The 22,675-nt window shown below is 64.0% G+C and carries 20 protein-coding genes; 7 read left to right on the plus strand and 13 right to left on the minus strand.

From position 1 onward, the window contains the following. Window positions 1-24: 24 nt before the first annotated feature. On the minus strand, window positions 25-1,320 hold the full coding sequence (locus tag AC3CCE_RS21425) for a DUF445 domain-containing protein (protein WP_023701715.1): 1,296 nt from the start codon (window positions 1,318-1,320) through the stop codon (window positions 25-27). Window positions 1,321-1,615: 295 nt separating this feature from the next. Here AC3CCE_RS21425 and rirA point away from each other — a divergent pair, with 295 nt between their 5' ends. Further along, window positions 1,616-2,077, plus strand: coding sequence for an iron-responsive transcriptional regulator RirA (gene rirA, locus AC3CCE_RS21430; protein ID WP_023672640.1), 462 nt, complete (start codon window positions 1,616-1,618; stop codon window positions 2,075-2,077). A 109-nt stretch (window positions 2,078-2,186) separates the two neighbouring features. Here the strand turns inward: rirA and AC3CCE_RS21435 are convergent, their stop codons facing one another. From AC3CCE_RS21435 to hemP, 5 genes are read right to left on the minus strand one after another with little or no spacing between them, the layout of a single operon-like run. Then, complete coding sequence (locus AC3CCE_RS21435) at window positions 2,187-2,975, minus strand: heme ABC transporter ATP-binding protein (RefSeq protein ID WP_023681728.1); 789 nt, start codon at window positions 2,973-2,975, stop codon at window positions 2,187-2,189. A gap of 6 nt (window positions 2,976-2,981) precedes the next feature. After that, window positions 2,982-4,076 (minus strand): FecCD family ABC transporter permease, encoded by a 1,095-nt coding sequence (locus tag AC3CCE_RS21440; RefSeq protein WP_286461669.1) that lies wholly within the window; start codon window positions 4,074-4,076, stop codon window positions 2,982-2,984. Window positions 4,077-4,080: 4 nt separating this feature from the next. Beyond that, window positions 4,081-4,962 carry a heme/hemin ABC transporter substrate-binding protein gene (locus tag AC3CCE_RS21445; protein ID WP_031194752.1) on the minus strand — a complete coding sequence of 294 codons (882 nt, stop codon included), beginning with the start codon at window positions 4,960-4,962 and terminating at the stop codon, window positions 4,081-4,083. 10 nt (window positions 4,963-4,972) lie between these two features. After that, entirely contained in the window at window positions 4,973-6,031 is a 1,059-nt protein-coding gene (locus AC3CCE_RS21450) for a hemin-degrading factor (protein ID WP_352625928.1), read from the minus strand. Between the two features lie 49 nt (window positions 6,032-6,080). After that, on the minus strand, window positions 6,081-6,287 hold the full coding sequence (gene hemP / locus AC3CCE_RS21455) for a hemin uptake protein HemP (protein ID WP_023673860.1): 207 nt from the start codon (window positions 6,285-6,287) through the stop codon (window positions 6,081-6,083). Between the two features lie 272 nt (window positions 6,288-6,559). Between hemP and AC3CCE_RS21460 the strand changes: the two genes are divergently transcribed. The 4 genes from AC3CCE_RS21460 to hmuQ are packed head-to-tail and all read left to right on the plus strand — an operon-like array spanning window position 6,560 to window position 10,598. After that, window positions 6,560-8,701, plus strand: a complete 2,142-nt coding sequence (locus tag AC3CCE_RS21460) for a TonB-dependent hemoglobin/transferrin/lactoferrin family receptor (protein WP_031209530.1) — start codon at window positions 6,560-6,562, stop codon at window positions 8,699-8,701. 5 nt (window positions 8,702-8,706) lie between these two features. Then, complete coding sequence (locus AC3CCE_RS21465; RefSeq protein WP_023673858.1) at window positions 8,707-9,141, plus strand: hypothetical protein; 435 nt, start codon at window positions 8,707-8,709, stop codon at window positions 9,139-9,141. Window position 9,142: 1 nt separating this feature from the next. Beyond that, window positions 9,143-10,228, plus strand: a complete 1,086-nt coding sequence (locus tag AC3CCE_RS21470; protein ID WP_352625927.1) for an energy transducer TonB family protein — start codon at window positions 9,143-9,145, stop codon at window positions 10,226-10,228. Window positions 10,229-10,283: 55 nt separating this feature from the next. Continuing rightward, entirely contained in the window at window positions 10,284-10,598 is a 315-nt protein-coding gene (gene hmuQ, locus AC3CCE_RS21475) for a heme-degrading protein HmuQ (protein WP_023725635.1), read from the plus strand. Window positions 10,599-10,643: 45 nt separating this feature from the next. Here the strand turns inward: hmuQ and AC3CCE_RS21480 are convergent, their stop codons facing one another. Together AC3CCE_RS21480 and putA are read right to left on the minus strand one after the other, a co-directional pair. After that, window positions 10,644-11,708 carry a glycosyltransferase gene (locus AC3CCE_RS21480; protein ID WP_023818078.1) on the minus strand — a complete coding sequence of 355 codons (1,065 nt, stop codon included), beginning with the start codon at window positions 11,706-11,708 and terminating at the stop codon, window positions 10,644-10,646. Window positions 11,709-11,795: 87 nt separating this feature from the next. Further along, entirely contained in the window at window positions 11,796-15,404 is a 3,609-nt protein-coding gene (gene putA / locus AC3CCE_RS21485) for a bifunctional proline dehydrogenase/L-glutamate gamma-semialdehyde dehydrogenase PutA (protein WP_352625926.1), read from the minus strand. Between the two features lie 164 nt (window positions 15,405-15,568). On the opposite strand from putA, the gene AC3CCE_RS21490 reads away from it, so the two are divergent. Further along, complete coding sequence (locus AC3CCE_RS21490; protein WP_352445965.1) at window positions 15,569-16,021, plus strand: Lrp/AsnC family transcriptional regulator; 453 nt, start codon at window positions 15,569-15,571, stop codon at window positions 16,019-16,021. A 1-nt stretch (window position 16,022) separates the two neighbouring features. On the opposite strand, the gene AC3CCE_RS21495 is transcribed toward AC3CCE_RS21490, so the two are convergent. After that, the gene (locus tag AC3CCE_RS21495; protein ID WP_023681738.1) at window positions 16,023-17,222 is read right to left on the minus strand and encodes a cytochrome-c peroxidase; all 1,200 of its coding nucleotides are present in this window, start codon (window positions 17,220-17,222) and stop codon (window positions 16,023-16,025) included. A 4-nt stretch (window positions 17,223-17,226) separates the two neighbouring features. Further along, the gene (locus AC3CCE_RS21500; protein ID WP_023670448.1) at window positions 17,227-17,670 is read right to left on the minus strand and encodes a FixH family protein; all 444 of its coding nucleotides are present in this window, start codon (window positions 17,668-17,670) and stop codon (window positions 17,227-17,229) included. A 154-nt stretch (window positions 17,671-17,824) separates the two neighbouring features. On the opposite strand from AC3CCE_RS21500, the gene AC3CCE_RS21505 reads away from it, so the two are divergent. Next, window positions 17,825-18,745, plus strand: coding sequence for a sugar kinase (locus tag AC3CCE_RS21505; protein WP_023707862.1), 921 nt, complete (start codon window positions 17,825-17,827; stop codon window positions 18,743-18,745). Window positions 18,746-18,749: 4 nt separating this feature from the next. On the opposite strand, the gene AC3CCE_RS21510 is transcribed toward AC3CCE_RS21505, so the two are convergent. The 3 genes from AC3CCE_RS21510 to AC3CCE_RS21520 all read right to left on the minus strand — a co-directional run bounded on the left by AC3CCE_RS21510 (window position 18,750) and on the right by AC3CCE_RS21520 (window position 22,624). Continuing rightward, complete coding sequence (locus AC3CCE_RS21510; protein WP_352625953.1) at window positions 18,750-19,775, minus strand: aldose epimerase family protein; 1,026 nt, start codon at window positions 19,773-19,775, stop codon at window positions 18,750-18,752. Window positions 19,776-19,965: 190 nt separating this feature from the next. Beyond that, window positions 19,966-21,423, minus strand: coding sequence for an NAD-dependent succinate-semialdehyde dehydrogenase (locus AC3CCE_RS21515; protein WP_023707861.1), 1,458 nt, complete (start codon window positions 21,421-21,423; stop codon window positions 19,966-19,968). Between the two features lie 250 nt (window positions 21,424-21,673). Continuing rightward, window positions 21,674-22,624 carry an AEC family transporter gene (locus AC3CCE_RS21520; RefSeq protein WP_023709673.1) on the minus strand — a complete coding sequence of 317 codons (951 nt, stop codon included), beginning with the start codon at window positions 22,622-22,624 and terminating at the stop codon, window positions 21,674-21,676. Window positions 22,625-22,675 lie beyond the last annotated feature (51 nt).

Below are 22,675 nucleotides of genomic sequence, written 5' to 3' on the forward strand. Positions count from 1 at the left end.
AGCAATTCAGCGGCAAATGCAGCATCAGCCAGCGAGAAACAGCCTCTCCGCCGTGTAGAGCACGAGACCGGCCAGGCCGCCAATAATCATGCCATTGAAGCGGATATATTGCAGGTCCCTGCCGATGTTCATCTCGATCAGCCTCGTCAGCTGGGCAAGGTCCCAGCGCTTGACCTGATCGGCGATGAACGTCGACACACCGCTCTTCTGGCTCTCGACGAATGACGACAGCGCCACGACAAAGCCCCGGTTCATGTCGGCCCTGATCTGCGGATCGCCTGAGAGATGGCGGCCGACCTCGACGAACATGTTGGCGAGATGCGCGCGAACAATCGAATTCTCCGCCTTGGCGTCCTGTTCGATGAACACGCTGAGGCTCTGCCACATGTCGCCGGCGAGCGACTTCACTTCCGGCCGCGCCAGGAAATCGCGCTTCAGCTTCTCGGCCCGTTTGGCGTATTGCTTCGAGGTTCTGAGCCGCTCGATGAAGCTGTGCGCGAAACGGTCGAATTCGGCGCGCATCGGATGGTCGGGGTCGGCCCGCACCTCGTCAAGCAGCGAACCGGCGGAAGCGACGATCTTTTTCAGCAGATAGGCGTCGGCTCTGAACAGGTTGAACAGCGACGGCAATTCCTCGCGGATTTTCTCGCGCATGGTCGCCAGCGCCTCTTCATCGTTCAGGAACCGGCCGATCACCCTGGTGAATTCGTCGAAGAGTTTCTGGTGGCGGCGGTCGTCGGTCAGTGCCGACAGCAATTCGGCCGCGAGCGGCGCCAGCGGCACCTTGTCGATCTGCTCCAGCATGCGGCTGGTGACGAAGCCGCGCAGGCCGGATTGCTCGATCGCCGCAAGCGTCTGCGGGACCAGCCGTACGACGAAGCGTGACAGGCCGGCAGAGCGTTCGGCGTCAGTCAGCCAGTCGGCGACGAGTGCTGCAAAATCGACCTCGGCCAGCTTTTCCTGCACCGGCTCCGGCGCCAGAAAATTGACCTCGATGAAGCGGCCCAGATTATCGGCGATGCGGTTCTGGTTCGCTGGGATGATGGCGGTGTGCGGGATCGGCAGGCCCAGCGGCCGCTTGAACAGCGCCACCACCGCGTACCAGTCGGCCAGGCCGCCAATGGTCGCCGCCTCGGCGAAGGCCGCCACGAAGCCCAGCCACGGATACTTGGCCTCGAACGATTTGGCCACGGCAAAAACCACGACGCAAAGCACCAGCGCAGCCGTGGCGAGGAACTTTGTCCGCCGCAACGCGAAAAGCTTGGCGCCCGTCTCGGCATCAAAACCGCCAGGCGCCAGGGACGAAGCCGATTGGGACATGATACGCCGCTCCTCATCGATCTCTTGGCTATCTGGCATGGGCTATTTAGGGGGTGTTTGGGCCCGTAGCATGATCGGATGGGCCGATTTCGTCCGGGAATTGCCGGTTTCGCACGCAAAGTTGACAAGAATGTTCATCTATCATGAAATCCCAGTCTGGAATTGTTCCAAGGTATAGGCCATATTCCGATCGGGCCAGTGTGGGCGAATCCGAAACTCCGGGTGAGAAAGCCGCACCAGCACAATCTAAAATCTGGTGCAGTTCCAGCGCGCCAGCACTCGGGTGAGGAATTAAATGCGGCTGACGCGCCAGACCAACTACGCCATGCGCATCCTGATGTATTGCGCCGCCAACAACGATCGCCTGAGCCGCATCCCCGAGATTGCGGCCGCCTATTCGGTGTCGGAGCTTTTCCTGTTCAAGATCCTGCAGCCGCTGGTCGAGCATGGCCTGGTCGAGACGGTGCGCGGCAGGAATGGCGGCGTGAGGATCGGCCGCCCCGCCGAGCAGATCAGCCTGTTCGACGTCGTACGGGTGACCGAAGAGAGCTTCGCCATGGCCGAGTGCTTCGAAAACGACGCCGCCGAATGCCCGCTGGTCGACAGCTGCCAGCTGAATTCGGCGCTGCGCGAGGCGCTCAACGCCTTCTTTGCCGTACTCTCCCGCTACACCATCGCCGATATGGTGGCGGCGCGCCCGAATGTGCGTCATTTGCTCGGCATCGACATGCTGGTCCAGCGAGCTCCGGCCGCCTGAGTTTTCTAGTGCATGTCGCTCAAAAGTGGCCCCGGTTTTGAGACAACGACATGCATAAAAACAAAGACCTAAAGCGCGTCGCCTGAGTCCGTTCAAACGCGACGCGCTTTTAGGCGGCTGACTGCGGCAAGACGAACGGCATGCTCGCCGCCGGCAACACACCGACCCTTAGCCGACAATCGAACACCTTTTCGATCAGATCGTCGCTCAGCACCTCCTGCGGTGAACCGTCGGCGGCGAGCCGGCCGCGATGCATCACGAAAATCCGGTCGGCATACATGGCCGTCAGATTGAGGTCGTGCAGGATGGCGATCACACCGCCGCCGCGCCGGGCGAAATCGCGGGCGATGTTCATGATGATCAGCTGGTGCTTGATATCGAGGCTGGAGACCGGCTCGTCGAGATAGAGATAGCGCGGCTTGCCGTCGAGCACCGGCGCCCAGACCTGGCACAGCACGCGCGCCAGTTGCACACGCTGTTGTTCGCCGCCCGAAAGCTCCTGATAGAAGCGGCCGGCAAAGCCGTCGAGGTCGACCCGCACCAGCGCCCGCTCGGGCAGACGATCATCTTCGCCCGGCAGAACGCCGGAACGGCCGCCGATAAGGCCGAGCCTGACCACTTCGTGCACGGTGAAGGGAAAGGACAGCGTCGCGGCCTGCGGCAGCACGGCACGCACAGTCGCGGCCTCCACCGGCTTCATCGCGGAGAGGTCGCGCCCGTTGACGGCCACTGTCCCCGCAAACGCCAGATCGCCCGACAACGCCTTCAAAAACGTCGTCTTGCCCGAGCCGTTGGGTCCGACGATTGCCGCAATTTCGCCCGGCCGCGCGACGAAATCGACATTGGCAACAATGCGCTTGCCGCCGATCGCCACCGAGACATCGCGTGCTTCGATCATGCCGCCTCACAAGTCGATTACGCCGCGCTTGCGCAGCAGGATCCAGAGGAAGAACGGCGCGCCGGCGATCGCCGTGACGATGCCGATTGGCAATTCGGCCGGCGCCACGATGACGCGGGCAACTGCGTCGGCAAGAAGCAGCATCGAGGCGCCGAGCAGCGCCGATGCGAGCAAAAGATAGCGATTGTCCGGACCGATCAGCAGCCGCAGCAGATGCGGCACGACGATGCCGACAAAACCGATGCCTCCGCTGACTGCGACAGAGGCGCCGACCGCTGCCGAGACGCCGACGATCGCGGTGTATTTCAGCCGCTGTACCGGGATGCCGAGATGTCCGGCCGTCGCCTCGCCGAGCGCCAGGGCGTTGAGGCCTTTGGCCAGGAACGGCATTGCCGCAAGCGCCAGGATGATGATCGGACCGACGGAAGCGATCTTCGGCCAGGTCGCGCCGCCCAGCGAGCCCAGTTGCCAGAAGGTCAGGTCGCGCAACTGCCGGTCGTCGGCCATGAAAATCAGGATACCGGTCAGCGCCATGGCAAGGGCTGCGAGCGCAATGCCGGCAAGCAGCATGGTAGCGACCGATGTGCGCCCCTGCCGCGTGGCGACGCGGTAGAGCACCAGCGTGACCGCAAGGCCGCCGCAGAAAGCGGCGAGCGGCAAGGCCAGCCCGCCGAGCGCCAGAGTGAGCGGCGCCAGCCACGTCGTGCCGAGCACGATGACGGCGACCGCGCCGAGGCTCGACCCGGCGGAAACGCCGATCAGGCCGGGATCGGCGAGCGGGTTGCGAAACAGGCCTTGCATGACCGCACCCGATACGGCCAGTGCCGCCCCGATGAGCACACCGAGCAGTACGCGCGGCATGCGGATATCGTAGACGATCAACCGGTCGCGGGCACCAAGCGCGGCGTCGTCCGGCGTGGCGCCGGTCAGCCAGTCACGAATGACACCAACGGCCGATGCATCGGAAGCGCCCGACCTCAGCGACAGGAACATCGAAAGGGCAAGCGCCACACACAGGAGCACAATAACCAGGCGAGCGCGCCCGGAACGATCGCCCTCGGCCACCTTGCCCGCCGCGCCGGCGATCGACTGATCCACCATCGGCTCAGTCCGTGACCTGGCTGCCATAGAGCGAGGCGGCCAGATCGTGGATGGCATCGGCCGTGCGCGGCCCGAAGCCGAGGAGATAGCTGCCATCCATCAGGGTCAGCTTGCGGCCTTCGCCCGCCGGCGTCGAGGTGATCGACGGGATGGCGAACAGCTCGGCCTCCGCAATCGGCGGGCCGGCATTCTTCATGGCCAGGATCACGTCCGGCCTGGCAGTGACGATCGCCTCGTCGGACATCTGCTTGTAGCCGGAAAAACCTTCGACCGCATTGACGGCACCGGCGAGCTTGATGATGCCGTCACCGGCGGTGTCGGTGCCGGCGGCCAGGATCTTGCCGCCCTGGATCGACAGCACGAACAGGATGCGCTTGCGCTGCTTGATCGACGCCGTCTGCTTCTCGGCCGCCTTCAGCTTGGCGTCGGTCTCAGCCACCAGCGTCTCGGCCTTGGCGTCGACGCCAAGCGCCTTGCCGACGATGCGGATCTTTTCCAGGATGCCGTCATGGCTGTAATGCTCGGGCACGTCGATGAACGGAACGCTCGACTTTTTCAGCACATCGACCGCTTCCTTCGGCCCACTGCCATGCAGCGCCAGAATGCCCGAAGGATTGACCGACAACACGCCTTCCGGCGACAGCTGGCGCATATAGCCGACGTCGGGCAGCGCGACCGCGGCGGCGGGGTAGCGGCTGGTCGAATCGCGGGCGACGAGATGACCTTCCTCGCCAAGCGCGTAGACGATCTCGGTGATCGAACCGCCGATCGCCACGATCCGCGACGTGTCGGCCAACACGGCCACGTTCTCGCTGGCCGGCACTGGGGCGGCAATAAACAGCGACAGGCCCATGGCCGCGGCAAGCGTCCTGAACAGTGAAATCATCGTCGTTTCCTCAGGCTGCGGTCGGGCTTGGAATGCGCGGCAGGTTCTCGGCAAGGAACCGCCAGTCGTCGCGCTCGCCCTCGCCTTCACGGCGCTTGCCGAAGAACTGGATGATCATCTTGCCGTCGGCGCCATAGGCTTCGAGCGAGGTGACATGACCGTCCTTGGTCGGTTTGCGCACCGCCCACACCTCCTGGATGTGGTCGGTGCGCAGATGCAAATGGAAGGTCTCGTCCATGACGTTGATCCACGGCCCCATCGGCTTGATCGACTTGACCGGGCCGGAATGGATCTGGATGCAGCCTCGGTTTCCGACAAAACACATGATCGGCATGCCGTCGGCGGCGGCATGGTGGAACATGGCGCCGATGGCGTCATTGTCGAGCAGCCAGGCATAGTCCTGGCCGACCATGCGCACGGCCTGGCGGCGGCTGAGCTTCAGCGCTTTCAACATGCCAAAGAACTGGTGGACGTCGGTCAGCCGGCTCCAGCGGTCGCGCAGATCATCGATGTCTGCGGCAATGCCCGACGTCTCCGCGTCGTCGTCGGCCAGGCCTGCGATAGACACGGTCGCCTCCTGGTTCGGCGATTCGAGTGCGGCCACGAGCTTCTGGTAGGCATAGAGATTGGACGCCGGCCGCAGATGCACCTTGTGCACCGCATCGCCGGCCGCGTCGAAGAATTGCAGGCTGCGGCGGATGTCGCCACCGTCGCGCTTTTCCACGGCAAAGCCATGCGCCCAGACTTTGGGAAAAATGCGCAGGTCGATGTTTTCGCCCAGCACCATGGCGTTGTGCGTGCCTGTGACAACCTTGTCGTAGACGCCGATCTTCTCGTGCACCGCGCTTTCGTTGCGGGTCAGCGCCATCACTTCGCCGATGGCGTCGAGGCCGGTCAGAAGATCGTTGACCCTGGGCTCGACGCGCACGACGCCGTCGCCGCAATGCGCGGCCACCAGCTCGGCTTCGGAAATACCGAGCTCGGCGGCAAGATCGCGCTCGCGCGCTTTCGGATTGTCTGCCCGCGCTCGCCGGATTTCATGCGGTGCGGGTTTTACGCGCTGGTCCATGTCCTGCTTACCTGTCCTGCCTGGCGTTTTGGCCTGCCTGGCTGTTTCGTCACTTGTTGAGGATGAGCTTGCCCTGGCGGGTGATCTTCAGCCGATAGAGCGCCCCATGGTGCTCGATGCCGATCTCGTGCTCGCCCTGGAACAGCGTGTTGGAGGACAGCGTCCGCACCGCCAGCGGCACCCGGTCGAAGCGGGTCGGCGTCTCCTCGGAACGGCGGACGCGGTAACGGAAGTCGTTGGGATTGTGGGTGTTCATCTCTTTCGATCCCTTTCCTGTGCCGGGCAACTGGCTAGCGTTGTAAAAATGCCGATTCATTTCTTGACTCGAATAATCATGTTTATTAGTCAGTGCAATACCGGACAAAATGAGTCAACATTTAAGACGCCGGACAGAATGAAAAATGCCAGCGAGCACCAAGCCAGCCAGCATCGAACCTGGAATTTTGGAGTTGGGGCATGGGCTTGGGAAATTGTGGACGACTGGGTCTGGCGAACGCCGATCCGGTGCATCGGCCTATGGCAAAGGCAATGGCAGCCTTGCTTGCGGGGGCAGCGACGATCGCGCTGCTGACATCGCCGGCCAGCGCTCAGCAGGCTGCTCAGCCGGCCGCTGACCAGGCCGACCAGACCAGGAAAACCGAAGACACCAAGCCGGCGCCCGCCGGCGCGACCCTGCTGGACAAGATCCTCGTCATCAGCCGCACCGGCGAGACGGCAATCGAATCGCTGGCCTCAGCCAGCCATGTCGACCAGGAACAGCTCGACCGCCGCATGGCGACGACGCCGAACGAAATGCTGCTCGGTGTGCCTGGTGTCGCCGTGCAGGCCGATGCGCGACGCGTCAGCTCCAGCATCAACATCCGCGGCCTGCAGGATTTCGGTCGCGTCGCCGTCATCGTCGACGGCGCCAGGCAGAATTTCCAGCGCTCAGACCACGGCACGCAGTCGACCTTCTATGTCGATCCCGAGCTCATCAAATCCGTTGACGTCATTCGCGGACCGACCGCCAACACCTACGGCTCCGGCGCCATTGGCGGCGTCGTCTTCTTCGACACCAAGGATGCGGTGGATTTCCTCAGATCGGGCGAAACCTGGGCCGGCTCCGTCACCGGGCGCTATGAAAGCAACGGCAAGGGCTGGACCGCCAGCGCCAGCGGCGCCTACAAATTCAACGACGATTTGGATGTGCTGGGCAACATCGTCTACCGCGACTACGGCGACTACAAGAATGGCAGCGGCGACACCGTCGCCGGTACCGGTTTCGACGTGCTGAGCGGCCTGCTCAAGACCACAATCCGCCCGAGCGAGAACAGCGAATTGAAGCTCGGCTGGGTCGGCTCGAGCGACGGCTGGACGGAAACCAGCGGCGGCGTGCCGGCCAACGACGTCGACCTGAAGTCGAACACCTTCACCGCCCGCTACAACATCACTGACGACGCCAAGAGCTGGCTCGACCTCCACATCAACGCCTCCTACAACAAGACCAATCTCGACCTCACCACGCTGGTCCCGCAGAACCGCTTCGATCCGTCGACCGGCCTTCCCGTGCTGCTGCCCGTCGGTTCGACCTCGACCTTCGACGTTGGCACGGCCGGCGTCGACATCTGGAACACGTCGCGCTTCGAAACAGCCGGTGTTGCGCACGAATTGACCTATGGCGGCGACTGGGTGGGTGACGATGTCGAGACCGGCGGCACCGCCGGCGGCGACAGCTTCTACACCCCATCGGGCAAGCGTAGTGTTTCGGGCGCCTACATCCAGGACAAGCTCACCTGGGACTGGCTCGAGGTCATTGCCGGGCTGCGTTACGACAATTACAGCCTCGAAGACAGCACCCACGAAACGTCAGGTGATCGTCTGTCGCCGCGCATCACCGTTGGTGTCACGCCCTTCGAAAGCGCCAGCCTGGCGGGCCTGCAGTTCTATGGCACCTACGCGGAAGGCTACCGCTCGCCGTCGCTGACCGAAACGCTGATCAGCGGCAACCATCCGGCGGGCGTCACCTTCCCGTTCCTGCCCAATCCGAACCTGCGGCCAGAAACCGGCAAGACCACTGAATTCGGCGTCAACTACAAGCTGAACGACCTTATCGAGGCCGGCGACGCGTTCCGGCTCAAGGCCGGCTACTTCCACAACGATGTCGACGACTACATCGAAGGCGTCACGTTGTCGGCATTCGACCCGACCAGCGGTTGCCCGTTCGGCCCCGGCATCCCGATCTGCTTCCAGTACCAGAACGTCGCCCAGGCCAAGATCAACGGCTTCGAACTGGAAAGCGTCTACGATGCCGGCTGGGGCTATGCTGGCCTCTCAGCCTCGATCATCAACGGCCACACCATCTCCGATGAAGGCGAGCGGGCCGACCTTGCCACCATCCCGTCCTCGCAGGTCACCGGGCAGCTCGGCTTCCGCTTCCTTCAGGACAAGCTGACCGTCGGCGGCGAGGTGCAGTACAACGGCAAGCCGAAGGGCAACCCCGTGGCCAAGGATTATACTCTGGTCAACGCCTTCGCCAGTTACCAGGCCACCGACAATCTGAAGGTGGACTTCCGCGCCGACAATTTGTTCGACGTCAAATACACCAACCCGCTGAACGGCGGTACCACCGCCGTCATCTATGAACCCGGCATCACGCTGAAGCTGGCCGCAACCATGCGCTTTGGAGGCTGACACCCATGACAAGTTTGACGGCATCGCTTCGCCTCCTGACCTCGACGCTGGCGATGTCGCTTGGCTTGATGCCGGCGTGGGCTCAGTCCGCGTCGGCTCCGCAACTCAGCCTCGAGCTCAATGCCGCGCAGCCCTCCGAAAAGGGTTGCCGGCTGACCTTCGTCGTCAACAATGCGCTCGGGGCCGATCTTTCCAAGGCGGCATTCGAAATCGCGCTGTTCAACGAGGCCGGCATTGTCGACCGCCTGAGCGTGCTCGACTTCAAGGACCTGCCGGCCGGCAAGACCAAGGTGACCCGCTTCGACCTCGCCGGCACCGACTGCACCAAACTCAGCCGCGTGCTGATCAACAGCGCCACCGAATGCGCCGGCGTCGAACCGGGCGCCTGCATGCGCGGCCTGAAGACGCAGACCAAGACCGGTATCGCATTCGGCGTCTGAGGTGGGCCTGCATCCCGCCTTCCTGCACGACAATGCGACACGACCCGTCGCAGCTCCGCCGTCATGGCCGGCAACCGATCTTGATTTGACAATCCCGCCGCGCTCGCGGCAGGTCTCGCCGCGAACCATGCAGGACATCACCCCCCTCCCCGACGCCGGCAACGAACCGGCGATTACGATGGACGAGCTCGCACAGCCGGCAGCCGCGGACCGCAAATGGACTGTGGCGATCGTCGCGTCCTGCCTGCTCCATGCCGCTGCCGCAGCGGCGTTCTTCATCGGACCCGCAGGGACATTCGATTCCAGTAACGCGATACAATCCGAAGGCACCGACCAATCGGGCGCCGAGGTGGTCGGCAGCGCCTTGGACAGCCAGGCTCCCGACGCGGTCGATGTTACCCTGGTAACCGATCCGCAGCCGGCCAAGCCCGAGGCCGTTCGACCCGTGCCGCCGACCGAGGCGCCTCAACCGGTAAAGGAGCCGGCGGCGCCCAAGCCTGCGCCGGAAGCCGCCGAACAGGCGACCGCCGCGCCAGATACACTGACGGCCGCCATCCCGAATGATCAAACTGTCGCCCCAAGCGCTGAGACGTCGACTCCGCCAGGGGTTCAAACGCAAAGTTCAGAGGCACCGCCCGCCGACGAGCCCGCCGTTGATTTGCCTGCTGCCAAACCACCAGTCCCGAGCCCGCGGCCGACCCCTCCAGCCGGATCTGGAGATACCCGCGGTGCGGCAGATGGCGAAGAACGCGACGCACTGGCGGTTGCCAGCAAGGGTAAAAACCAGGACGCGGCTGGCAATGCGATGGAATCTCGTTACGGCGGTGAAATTCAAAAGAAGCTTGCCCGCGCTAACCGGCGCGTTTCGAAGGAAATTCAAGCCAAGGCTCGCAACAATGCCAGGGTCTATTTCGTCGTCATGGCTGACGGCAGCGTCAGCGACTTGCAGCTTGTCGAAAGTTCAGGGTCTGCCGAACTAGACCAATTCGCTTTGAAACTGGTGCGCCAGCAAGCCCCGTTCCCGCCCATTCCACCCGAGACCGGATTATCAAGTTGGGTGTTCAGGGCGCGGATCGGTCCGTTTTAACCAGCTCGTAGACCTTCGCCAAATGTCATCGTCCATCAATTCAAGAGGAAGCCCAATGTACATCGCCATGAACCGCTTCAAGGTCCAGAACGGCTCGGAGACCGCTTTCGAGGATGTCTGGAAGAACCGCGATTCGAGCCTCTCGGAGATGAAAGGCTTCAGGGAATTCCACTTGCTGCGCGGCCCGGTCAACGAGGCCGACGGTTACACGCTGTTTGCCTCGCACACGGTGTGGGCAAGCCATGAGGATTTCGTCGCCTGGACCAAATCCGAGAATTTTCGCGCCGCCCACCGCAACACCGGCACCTCGAAGGTGCATTATCTCGGCCATCCGCAGTTCGAAGGCTTTTCGGTCGTCGAAGGGGCCTGATTGAGATTTCACCCGTCGACGAGATCTGACGACGGGCAGATGCCGTCATGTTCCGGTTGAATTCCGGCCGCCCAGTCGCCGAAGCCGCTGGGCAATGTGCAGGCGCAGCCGCCGCCAGGGCTGTCCGCGTGTCAGGTAGCGCGCCAACCGCGGATCACCGGCCAGCTCCGGGAATTGGCGCACATGCTGCGTCAGGAATGCAGGTATGAAATTGCGCCCGTTGAGATCGCTGAGCCAGGCAGAATTCGCCAGCAAATAGTCTGCGGCATCCGCCGCCAACACGCTCCTGTAGCTCCTGTATGCAGGCGTTTGCCGCACATTGCCGCCGGCAAAGGCAGTTCCGGTGGACAGGTTGGAGCCATGCAGGCGATAGAGCCCGAGACCTTCTGACAGGATGAGGCTGCCGCCGGCCTGGTGCGCGAGTGTCGCCGTCAGATAATCCGTCCCGACCTTGGCCTTGAACGGGAAGGACAATACCGGTTCCAGCGCGCCACGCCGGTACATGATCGCCGAGCATTGCGACCACAGCCAGCCCGTCACCGCAGGTGCGAAATAGGTTACCGGATGCTCCGATGCGTAGGCGATCCCGGGCGCCATGCCGGCAAGCCGGCCACCGGGCGCGATGGCGACGCCACTGCGATCCGCTCCGGACCGCGGTTTGCGCAAGGCAAGGAAGGTACCGCCCAGCAAGGTGCCGTCGCCATCGACAAGGAACACATCGGAACTCGACAGTGCGGCCGAATGCGTCGTGTTGAGGTGGGCGGACAGATGCGCGAGGAGAAAATCCGGCAGCCACACGTCATCGGCGTCGAGAAACGCGACGAAGGGCGCATCGGTTGCGGCAAAGCCGTCGCGGAATCCCGCGGTCTGGCCGCCATTCTCCTTGCGCGCCAACAGGCGCAGGCGCGGGTCTTCTATATCCCTTAGAAGCTGTCGGACATGGTCGGCCGAGCCGTCCGTCGAGGCATCGTCGACGATGACGCATTCCCAATTCCGGTAGGTCTGCGCAAGCACCGAGCGGATCGCCTGTTCGACGTACGGCCGATAGTTGAAGCAGGTGATGACCACCGCCACGCGCGGCAGCTCAAACGGTCGGGACGTGTCTTCCATCTGTTCGGCTGCCCCGCTCGAGTTGCTCTCTATCCCTTGCGCATACCCTTGCAACCCGACGCAGGCAAGCGAGCCGCGAAAAGCCCCCTAGGCCGCCGCGAGCAGGCTGGCATTGCCGCCGGCAGCCGTGGTGTCGACGCAGACAGCGCGTTCATGCGCATAGGCCGCCGGGTTGAGCACCTCGCTGACCAGCGGCACGATCGGCCCGCTGCGGTCGGCAATGACCTTGCGCACGATCCGCGCCGCCTTGGGCCTGCCCGAGAAGGCGACGACATGGACGCGCAGGGAACGCGCTTCGACTGGGTCTGGCCGACCGTCTATGGCCGCCAGCGGCAACCCCTTGCCGGTCAGCGCCGACAGTGCCGCCGGCGCGCCCGGCGCCACGGCCAGCACCGCATTGCCGGCGGCCAGCGCCTGGATCGTCTGGGCAAGCAGCGTGTCGGCGTCCGGACCGAGGCACAGCACCCGGCCACGCGGCGACAGCGACAGCGTGTTGGCCTCGCCGGTCGGTCCGGGCAGGTCGACCTGGCCGAAATCGATGGCGGCTGCAGCGCCGATGGCTGCAGCGCCCTTGCCGCGCAGATGTTTTCTCAAAATGGCGATGCGGTCCGGCCTCGTCGACCAGCCGCCAAGCGTCGGATCGGGCAGATTGTCGGCCAGTTCGGTCGCCGTCACCTTGTGGCCCTCGGCAATCTCCGTGCCCGCCTCCGGCCCTTTGCGGAACTGCCGGAGATAATGCGGCCCGCCGGCCTTCGGCCCGGTGCCCGAAAGCCCCTCGCCGCCAAAGGGCTGCGAGCCGACGACGGCGCCGATCTGGTTGCGGTTGACATAGATGTTGCCGGCATGGATGCCGTCGACGAAATGCTGGACGCGGCCTTCTATGCGGGTGTGCAGGCCGAAGGTCAGGCCATAGCCCTTGCGGTTGATGGCGGCGATGACGGCGTCGATCCCGTCGGCGTCGAAGCTGGCGACATGCAGCACCGGACCGAACACTTCGCGCTCCATCTCCTCGATGCCCTTGACCCGGAACACATGCGGCGCAACGTAGCGGCCGTCCTTCGGTGCTTCGAGCTTTGCAATTAACCGGCCCTGCAGCCCCATCTTGGTGCAATACTCGCGGATCGATTCCTGCGCCTCGTCATCGATGACCGGCCCGACATCGGTCGAAATCTGCCAGGGATCGCCGATGGTGAGCGCTTCCATGGCGCCCTTCAGCATCTCCAGCATCTTCTTCTCGACATCCTTCTGCACGTAAAGCACGCGCAGCGCCGAGCAGCGCTGGCCCGCACTCTGGAAGGCGGACGCCAGGATGTCGCGCACCGCCTGTTCGGGCAGTGCTGTGGAATCGACAATCATGGCATTGAGACCGCCGGTCTCGGCGATCAGCATGGCGTCGGGCGCAGCTGTCTCGGCCAGTTGCTTCTCGATCAGCTTTGCAACCTCGGTCGAGCCGGTGAAGCAGACGCCGGCAATGCGCGGATCCGCGGTCAGCGGTCCGCCGACCGACGGGCCGTCGCCCGGCAGAAGCTGGATCACATCTTCCGGCACGCCGGCCTCGCGCAGCAGCTCGACGGCGCGGAAGGCGATCAGCGGCGTCTGTTCGGCTGGCTTGGCGATGACCGAATTGCCGGTGACGAGCGCTGCCGCGATCTGGCCGGTGAAGATGGCGAGCGGGAAATTCCACGGCGAAATGCACACGATCGCGCCGCGCGCCTCGGTGCCCGCTTCGTTGTTGGCCGCTTCGGCAGCGTAGTAACGCAGGAAGTCGACGGCTTCGCGCACTTCAGCCACGCCGTCGGCCAGCGACTTGCCGGCTTCCCTTGTAGCCAGCGCGAAAAACTCGACCGCATTGGCCTCATAGAGGTCGGCGGCGCGGTTGAGGATGGCGGCGCGCTCGGCGACGGGACGCTTCGCCCAGGCCGGCTGCGCTTCCACAGCAAAGCGCACCGCGGTCGCGACCTGCTTGGCAGCGGCTTCGGCGACCGTGCCGACGATCTCGGCAGGCTTTGCCGGATTGACCACCGGGCGCTGCTTGCCGTAGCCGGCGGCGCGCGTGATCGGCTTGGCATGCCAGCGCTCGGGCCCGGCAAAGGCCGCCTTGGCCTTGTCGATCGCCGCCAGCGTCACCGGATCGGTGATGTCGAACCCCTTCGAGTTGCGCCGACCAGCGCCGAAGATCGTCGCAGGACGAGCGATTGCCGGATTGGCGGCGGGGCCCTGGCTCTCGACCGTCTCGAGCGGATCGCGCGCAATATCCTCCGGCTCGACGTCCTCGTCGGTGAGCTGATGGACGAAGGAAGAGTTGGCGCCGTTTTCCAGCAGACGGCGAACCAGATAGGCCAGGAGATCGGAGTGCGCGCCGACCGGCGCATAAATGCGGCACCGCGTGCCTTCGGCCTGGCGCACCGTCTCATGCAGCGCTTCGCCCATGCCGTGCAGGCGCTGGAATTCGAAAGCGTCGCGATTTGTCGCCATCGACAGGACGGCGGCGACGGTATGGGCGTTGTGCGTGGCGAATTGCGGATAGATGCGGTCGGTCATCGACAGCAACTTTTTGGCGCAGGCCATGTAGGAAACATCGGTGTTGGCCTTGCGGGTGAAGACGGGGTAGCCGGAAAGCCCGAGCGTCTGTGCCCGCTTGATCTCGGTGTCCCAATAGGCGCCCTTGACCAGCCGCACCATGATGTTGCGGTCGTACTTTTCCGCCAGCGCATAGAGCCAGTCGATGGTGAAGGCCGCGCGCGGGCCGTAGGCCTGGACGACGACGCCAAAGCCATTCCAGCCGGCAAGCTCCGGCTCGGACAACACACGCTCGATGACGTCGAGCGACAGGTCGAGCCGGTCGGCCTCCTCGGCGTCGATGTTGAGGCCCATGCGCGAATGGCGTGCGGCCAGCGCCAGCGACAGCAGCCGCTCGGCCATCACCGGCAGCATCTTTTCCTTCTGTGCCTCTTCGTAGCGCGGATGCAGCGCCGACAGTTTGACCGAGATGCCGTGGTTCTGGCGGATATCGGGACCGTTGGAGCCTGAATCGAGCGAGGAGATCGCATCGGCATAGGCCTTGAGGTAGCGCAGCGCGTCGGCCTCGGTGCGGGCCGCCTCGCCCAGCATGTCGAAGGAATAGAGATAACCTTTCTGGATCATCGACTTGCCGCGCTTGACGGCTTCCGCAATGGTGCGGCCGAGCACGAACTGCTCGCCCATTTCGCGCATGGCGGCGGCGACCGCCTTGCGGATCACCGGTTCGCCCAGCCGGCGAACCATCGAGCGCAGCGTGCCTTCAATGCCGCCCTCGCCTTCGTCGAGCACACGGCCGGTCAGCATCAGCGCCCAGGTCGAGGCGTTGACGAAGATCGAGCTCGAACCGCCCGAATGCGCCGACCAGTCATGCGGTGCGATCTTGTCGGCGATCAGGTCGTCCATAGTCTCGGTGTCAGGCACGCGCAGCAGTGCCTCGGCCAGGCACATCAGCGCCACTCCTTCCTTGGTGGAGAGGCCGTAGGCCGAGAGAAAAACCTCCATCAGCCGCGGGTCGGACGAGCCGCGCACCGCGCGCACCAGATCCGCGGCACGGGCCGAGACGGCTTTGCGGTCATCGGCCGAAAGTTCTGTCGCGGCAGCCAAGCGCTTCACAGCCGCGTCTTCGTCGGGCAGGTAGTTGGCGCGGATCTGCTGGCGGATGGTGTCGAGCGGCATGGCGGTCCTGCGGAGCAAGCATCTGGGAGCGGGCCGGCGGTCGCCGGACCGAATGGCGCAAGCTAGCACAGAGCCGTATTTTCGGCCGGTCCAAAGAAATCGACATGGCAGGCCGAATAATCTATCATTGCGGCTCAATTGTTATCAGATGGGCTGTGATATCCGTGACAGAAGACCAATTGGACCGCATCGACAGAAACATCCTGTCGGCGCTGGCGCGCGACGGGCGGCTGTCCATGTCGGAACTGGCCGGCAAGGTCGGCCTGTCGAAGACGCCCGTGCAGGCGCGGGTGAAGCGCCTGGAGAAGGACGGCTATATCAGGGGCTATCAGGCGATCATCGATCGCGAGCGCATGGGCGAAGGCCATGTCGCCTTCGTCCAGGTCAAACTGTCGGACACGCGCTCGGCCGCGCTCGATGCTTTCAACCGTGCGGTGCAGGCCGTGCCGGAGATCGAGCAGTGCCACATGATGGCGTCGAGCTTCGATTATCTCCTGAAAGTCCGTACCACCGACATCGCCGCCTATCGCCGCGTGCTCGGCGAGCGCATCTCGGCACTGCCGCAAGTTGCGCAGACCTCGACCTTCGTGGCCATGGAGACGGTGAAGGATCGCTAGCTCACTCCGACAGCGTCTTCAAAAACGCCACCAGCGCCGCGCGTTCGCGATCCGACAGTTGCAACGGGTGCACTTCGGAGGTGCCTTCAACGGCCGCCTCCGCCTTCGCGTAGTGCGCCACCACCTCCTCCAGCGAGGAAAACTGTCCGGCATGCATATAGGGCGGCCGCGTTGCCGCGCCCCGCAGCGACGGCGTCTTGTAGGCGCGCATCAGTTCGGGTGCTGCCTTGACGATGAAGCGCAGCTCGCCGCAGGCGCCGGCGTCGCCATCGCGGAAGGCGCCGAAGCAGTTGAATGGGTCGGCCTGAACCTGGGCCACCGCATCGAAACGGCCGCGATCCAAAGGCAAATCCCTGACCGGCGGCACGCCGGTGTTGTGGAAAGCGTTGTCGGTGAAGCGCGGGCCGTTATGGCAGGTGACGCAATTGGCCTTGCCGATGAACAGTTTCAGCCCGAGCATCTCCTCCTGCGAAAAGGCATCGTCGGCTTTCGGCTTGGCGCCTGACACAAGATCGATGGCAAAGCGGTCAAAGCGCGTCTGTGCCGGTTCGATCGACCGTTCGAAGGCGGCGATCGCCTTGCCGATGTTGGAAAAGACGCGGTTGACGTCGTCCATTTGGGCCGCGGTCATTGCCTTCCACGCCGCCTGCTCGGCCTCACTGCCGAGCGGGCTGGCGTTGGCCGGCACGGCGGAAAGATCCGGCAGTGGCCCGAAGATGCGCTCATAGCGCTCGCCGAACCGCTTCTGGATGTAATGCGCGAAGGCCGCGCGGTTCCCCGCCTGCTCAAGCGGGTTTTCCAGCGGCGTCAGCGCCTGCGCCCACAGGCTGTCGCGCCGTCCATCCCAGAAGAACCACGGATTGCGGGCAATGCCGGCCAGCGGCATCGAGCGCCTGTTGGTTCGGCCAACGCCGACGGATTGCGGCAGGTCATCCTGGAATTGCCGGTCGATCTTGTGGCAGGTCGAGCAGGATACGTTCCCGTCACGGCTCATGCCCTGGTCGAAGAACAGAGTGGAGCCCAGGGCGGCGGCGGCTGGCACGTCGGCGAAGCGGTTGGTGGTGTCGGGTTTGAGCGCCGGCAAGGTGTTCAGCGCCAGCGAGGCGATGGTCTTCTTCTCGGCATCGGAAAAATCCGGTTTGCCGCAGCCGGCAACGAGCACGACCGCCGCCAATGCCAGAAGGCGCAACAGGCGGCTCATTCGCTCACAGCACCACGTTGAAGACGACCGTGTCGGAACCGGCCGCCGCCGAAATGGCGAAGCGCAACTGCCACACGCCGCTCATGGTGAATTTGAGCCCCTCGATCCGGTAGCGCCCCTCGCCAAGATAGTCGGTCGCCTGCGGACTGGTCGGCAAGCCGTGATTGTGCTGCGGCATGCCGCCGGACACCGAGATCGCCGCACCTTCCACGGAATCGCCGTTGACCGTCTTCAGGGTCAGCAACCAGGATTGCAGTTCGCCTTGCCGGATAACGCCGCGTTCCGGCTGAATGCTGGCGACAAACAAGCCGTTCGCCGTCTTCTTCGAGCGCGAAACATCGGGGCTCGGCGCCGACTGCGGCGCGGTCAGATAGACGATCGCCAATATGCCAGCCAGCAAGGCGGCCAGACCAACGCCCGCAAGAAGATAACGCCATATCGATGCCAAACCGGTTCCTCTTCTGGGCATAACGTCTCGCGAAGCAATTCGCGTCCCGCCGCTTCTGTGGGAAAACGCTTCTGGCGCAAAAAACCGCCGCCGCCAAGCATGGCGCTGCCGGCCGCAAAAAGCTACAGCAGCGAACTGGTCCGGAGACAGATACATGGCAGCAGACGGCGTCGCTTCGATCGGTGAATGCATGCTCGAGCTGTCCGGCCAGGCCGGGCCGAACTGGCGCATGGGCTTTGCCGGCGACACGTTCAACACGTTGTGGGCGCTGCATGCGCTGAGCGGCGAGCGGCCGGCGACCTATGTCTCCGCCTTCGGCGACGATCCCTTCTCGCAGGGCCAGATTTCGTTCTTCGCCGAAAACGGCATCGGCATCGGCGCCAGCCCGGTCATCCCAGGCGCGCGGCCCGGCCTCTACGCCATCACCTTGACCGGCGCCGAACGCGCCTTCACCTATTGGCGCAGCGACGCGGCGGCCAGGCGGCTTGCCTCGGATCCAGCCGCCTTGGCAAAAAGCCTTGAAAACCAGGCGCTTGTGTATTTTTCCGGAATCACCTTGGCAATTCTGGATGCCGCCGCGCGCAAGACGTTGCTGGCAGAAGTGGCCAAGGCGCGGGCTGCCGGTTCGCTCGTCGCTTTCGACCCCAACTACCGGCCGCGCCTGTGGCAGAGCCGCGAGGAGGCGCAAGCCGCGATCCTCGACGCGCTTGCCGTCGCCGACATCGCGCTGCCGACCTTTCCCGACGAGCAGATGCTGTTTGGCGACTCGGCACCGCAAGCGACCGCCGAGCGGTTCGGAAAACTGGTCGGCGAAGTCGTCGTCAAGAATGGCGAGGAACCCGCGCTGATCGCCACTGGCGGAGCCCTGCAGCCGGTTCCGGCCCAGCATGTCGCCACCCCGGTCGACACCACCGGCGCCGGAGATTCCTTCAATGGCGGCTATCTCGCCGCCCGGCTGGCCGGCCATGCCCCGGCGGATGCCGTGCAGCGCGCGCATCGCGTCGCCGCCGCTGTCGTGCAGGTGCGCGGCGCGCTGGCGCCGTTCGAGGTTCTAAGAACCGCTTTCGAGGGCTAAGACCTTAGGGAAGCCTGAAACGATATTCCGTCACCTGATGATAGATCTGGCCCGGCCACAGCGTGGCCTGTGGGAAATAAGGCCGGTTCGGCGCGTCGGGCCAGGTCTGCGCTTCCAGGCAAAAGCCGGAAAACGCCTTGTAGCGCCGTCCGTCCAGGCCGCCTGAGGTTGGCGCGACATACTGGCCGGTGTAGAGCTGCAGGCCGGGCTCTGTGGTCCAGACCTCCATCTCGACGCCGGAATTGGCGCCTTGCGCCCACGCCACCTGGTGAAGCGGGCCCCGGGCTGACGCCAGGCAGAAATTGACGTCGTAGGGAAGCTGCTCGCCTTCCGTTTCCATGCGCAGCGGCCGCGCCTGGCGGAAGTCGAAGGGCGTGCCGTCGACCGGTTTGACCACGCCGGTCGGGATCATCTCGCCATCGACCGGCGTATAGGCGCCGGCATTCAGCATCAGCCGGTGGTCGAGAATGTCACCGGCGCCGCCATCGTCGAGATTGAAATAGGAATGCTGCGCCAGATTGCACAGCGTCGGCTCCTCGCAAGTGGCGGTCAGTTCCATCGAGAGCGTGCCGGGAATCTTCAGCCGGTAGGTGCAGGTGACGTCGAGCGCGCCGGGAAAGCCCATCGTGCCCTCGGGATCGTGCAGGGTCAGGGTGACAAAATCCCGGCCGTGCAGCGAAACCGTCCACGGCCGGTGGAAGAAGCCCTCCGAGCCGCCATGCAGCGTGTGCTTGCCGAGGAAATTGCGCTCGGTCTGGTAGCGCTGGCCGGCAATGGTGAAGCGGCCGTCGCGGATGCGGTTGGCGTAACGGCCGACGACCGCGCCGAAGAAGGCCCGGTCAGTCTCGTAAGGCTCGAAGCGATCGTAGCCCAGCACCAGCGGCGCGTCGTGCCCGGCGAGCCGCAGATCCTGGACGATTGCGCCGAGCCCGATGATGTTGGCGCTGACGCCGCCGCCCCGGATGGTGAAACGGCGAACGGGTTCGCCTGCCTGCGTCGTGCCGAAGACTTCGCCGTCCTTCATCGCTATGTCCAAATGCTAATTCGTCGATCTATCGACTTAGAGCAATTCCAGGAAAAGTGTGAAACGGTTTTCCGTCCGGAATTGCAAAAAACAAAGAACTGGAGCGGTTCGGCGTTTCCGTGAAACGCTGAACCGCTCCAGTCCGGCTGAATGTCGTCTGGCAAGGGCAGGCGCGCGGCCTGCCCCCGTCAATGATTTAGAGGCCGAGACCCCCGATGCAGACATATTTGGTGTCGAGGTAATCCTCGATGCCCTGGTGTCCGCCTTCCTTGCCGAGGCCCGATTCCTTGACGCCGCCGAACGGCGCTTCCGGCGTGGTGATCAGGCCTTCATTGACGCCGACCATGCCGTATTTCAGGCCTTCCATGACCCGGAAGGCGCGGCCGAGATCGCCGGTGTAGAAATAGGCGGCCAGGCCGAACTCGGTGTCGTTGGCAAGCGCAATGGCTTCCTCTTCGGTCTCGAACTTGAACACCGGGGCGATCGGGCCAAAAATCTCTTCCTTCATGAAGCGCATGTCAGGCTTCGCATCGGCGATGACAGTCGGCTGGAAGAATGAGCCGCCAAGCGCGTGGCGCTTGCCGCCGGCAACGACCTTGCCACCCTTCGACGTGGCGTCGGCGATGAATTCCTCGACCTTCTCGACCGCCTTCACGTCGATCAGCGGTCCCTGCTGCACGCCCTCTTCCAGGCCCGAGCCAACTTTCAGCGCATTGCTCGCGGTGGCCAGCTTCTCGACAAACTTGTCGTAGATGCCGGCCTGCACCAGGAAGCGGTTGGTGCACACGCAGGTCTGGCCGGAATTGCGGTATTTGGCGGTGATGGCGCCGGCGACGGCGCGATCGAGGTCGGCATCGTCGAAGACCAGGAACGGCGCATTGCCGCCGAGTTCCATCGAGACCTTCTTGACGGTGACGGACGACTTCTGGATCAGCAGCTTGCCGATCTCGGTCGAGCCGGTGAAGGTGATCTTCGACACCAGCGGATTGGCGCAGATCTCGTCGCCGATTTCGCCGGCGGCGCCCGTCAGGATGTTGATGACGCCCTTGGGGAAGCCGACTTCCTCGGCCAGCGCGCCCCATGCAAGGCCGGAATACGGCGTCTGCGAGGCCGGCTTGACCACGGCGGTGCAGCCGGCGGCAAGCGCGGGACCGAGCTTGCGGGCAAGCATCGAGGAGGGGAAATTCCACGGCGTGATGGCGGCAATGACGCCGACCGGCTCCTTGGTCACCAGGATGCGGCGATCGCCCCATGGTGATGGCACGACATCCCCATAGGTGCGGCGGCCTTCCTCGGCAAACCACATGATGTAGGCGGCAGCCGAACCGATCTCGCCCTTGGATTCGGCGAGCGACTTGCCCTGCTCGATGGTGAGCAGTTCGGCCAGCACATCCTGATTGTCCATCATCGCGTCATGCAGCTTGCGCAGAAGCTTCGAGCGCTCCAGCGCGGTCGTCTTGCGCCAGGTCTTGAAGGCTTCGCTTGCGGCTTCGATGGCGCGGCGGGTTTCCGCCTTGCCCGACTTCGGCACGGTGCCGATCTTGAGACCGGTGGCCGGGTTGTTGACGTCGACCGTCTGGCCGCTGTCGGCCTGCACCCATTCGCCATTGATGAGATTGGCCTGGCGCATGAAATGGCTGGTTTTCTGCAGCATGGTCTAGCCTCCGTTCGGCGCACTGACGGGCCGGTCTGTGGATGTCTTCGATGAGCGCGCGCAATGGCCTGGATGCCCGACACGCTGAGCCACTGCTCTTTACCTAGGGCAAGCTCGGCAAGCAATTGCAAGATGGCATATAGGCTTTGGGCCAGCCAAACGCCAGAGAAAATTCACATGTAAATTAGTTTGGGCCCCAGCCTTGCCAAAGACCAGCCTTACAAAAGACCAGCCTTACAAAAGACCAAGCCTACCCAAAGACATGAACCACCACCGTCAGCCAAAAGGCGGTTGTAACAACCGCGCTTGCCGTGGCGATGGTCATCTGGTTCGACGCCAGCGCCTGGCCGGTGTTGAACTGCACGGCGATGAGATAGGAATTGATGCCGGACGGCAGCGCCGCCACCACGACCGCCACCTTGGCCGTCAAGGGCGGCAGCCCAAGCAGCCAGACCAGGCCGAGCACGAGCGCCGGCATCAGGAACAGTTTCAGCGTCGACAGTGCCAGCGCCGGTCGGATGTTACCGGAAATGCCGAAACGGCGCAGGCTGAGCCCCATGGCGAACAGCGCCACCGGCCCGGCGGTGTTAGCCAGCGCATCGACCAGCCGCGTGGCAAGATTCGGCAGCGGCGCGCCGGTAAGGCGCCATGCCAGCCCGGCCAGGATGCCGATGATCAACGGATTGGTGAACAGTCTTCTCAGAAAGCTCTGGATGATGCGCAGCGGGTGTACGGGCTCGCTGCTACCGCGGCCAAATATCTCGAACATGATGATCGAAGCCATCATCATGGTCGGAAGATGCACCGAGACGAGCAGCGACAGCACTTCGAATCCGCTGGACCCAAATACGCCGAGAACGAAGGGAATGCCCAGCAACACCACATTCGAGAAGGACGACGACACTCCACCGACGATGCCGGTGCGCGCGTCCCGCCCGAAGATCCGTGTCGTCACCAGATGGCCGGCGGTCCATGTCATCGCAACCGCCGTGAAGTAAGCGCCCCACAGCGACCAGGGCGCCACACCATGGAAATCGGAATTCACCATCGTCCGAAACAGCAGAAGCGGCATCGCCACGTTGATGGCGAACTCGGCGATACCCTCGCCGCTCGCCGGCTTTAGATAGCCGGTGAGCCCGGCGAGATAGCCGAGCGCGACAAGGCTGAAGACGAAAAGAACGGTTTCCGTGAGCGGCGACATTTTTCAGGGATAGGCGAGCCCGGATTGCAGTGCAATCGCCCTGATCTTCAG

This window comes from Mesorhizobium sp. P160187, assembly GCF_057766425.1.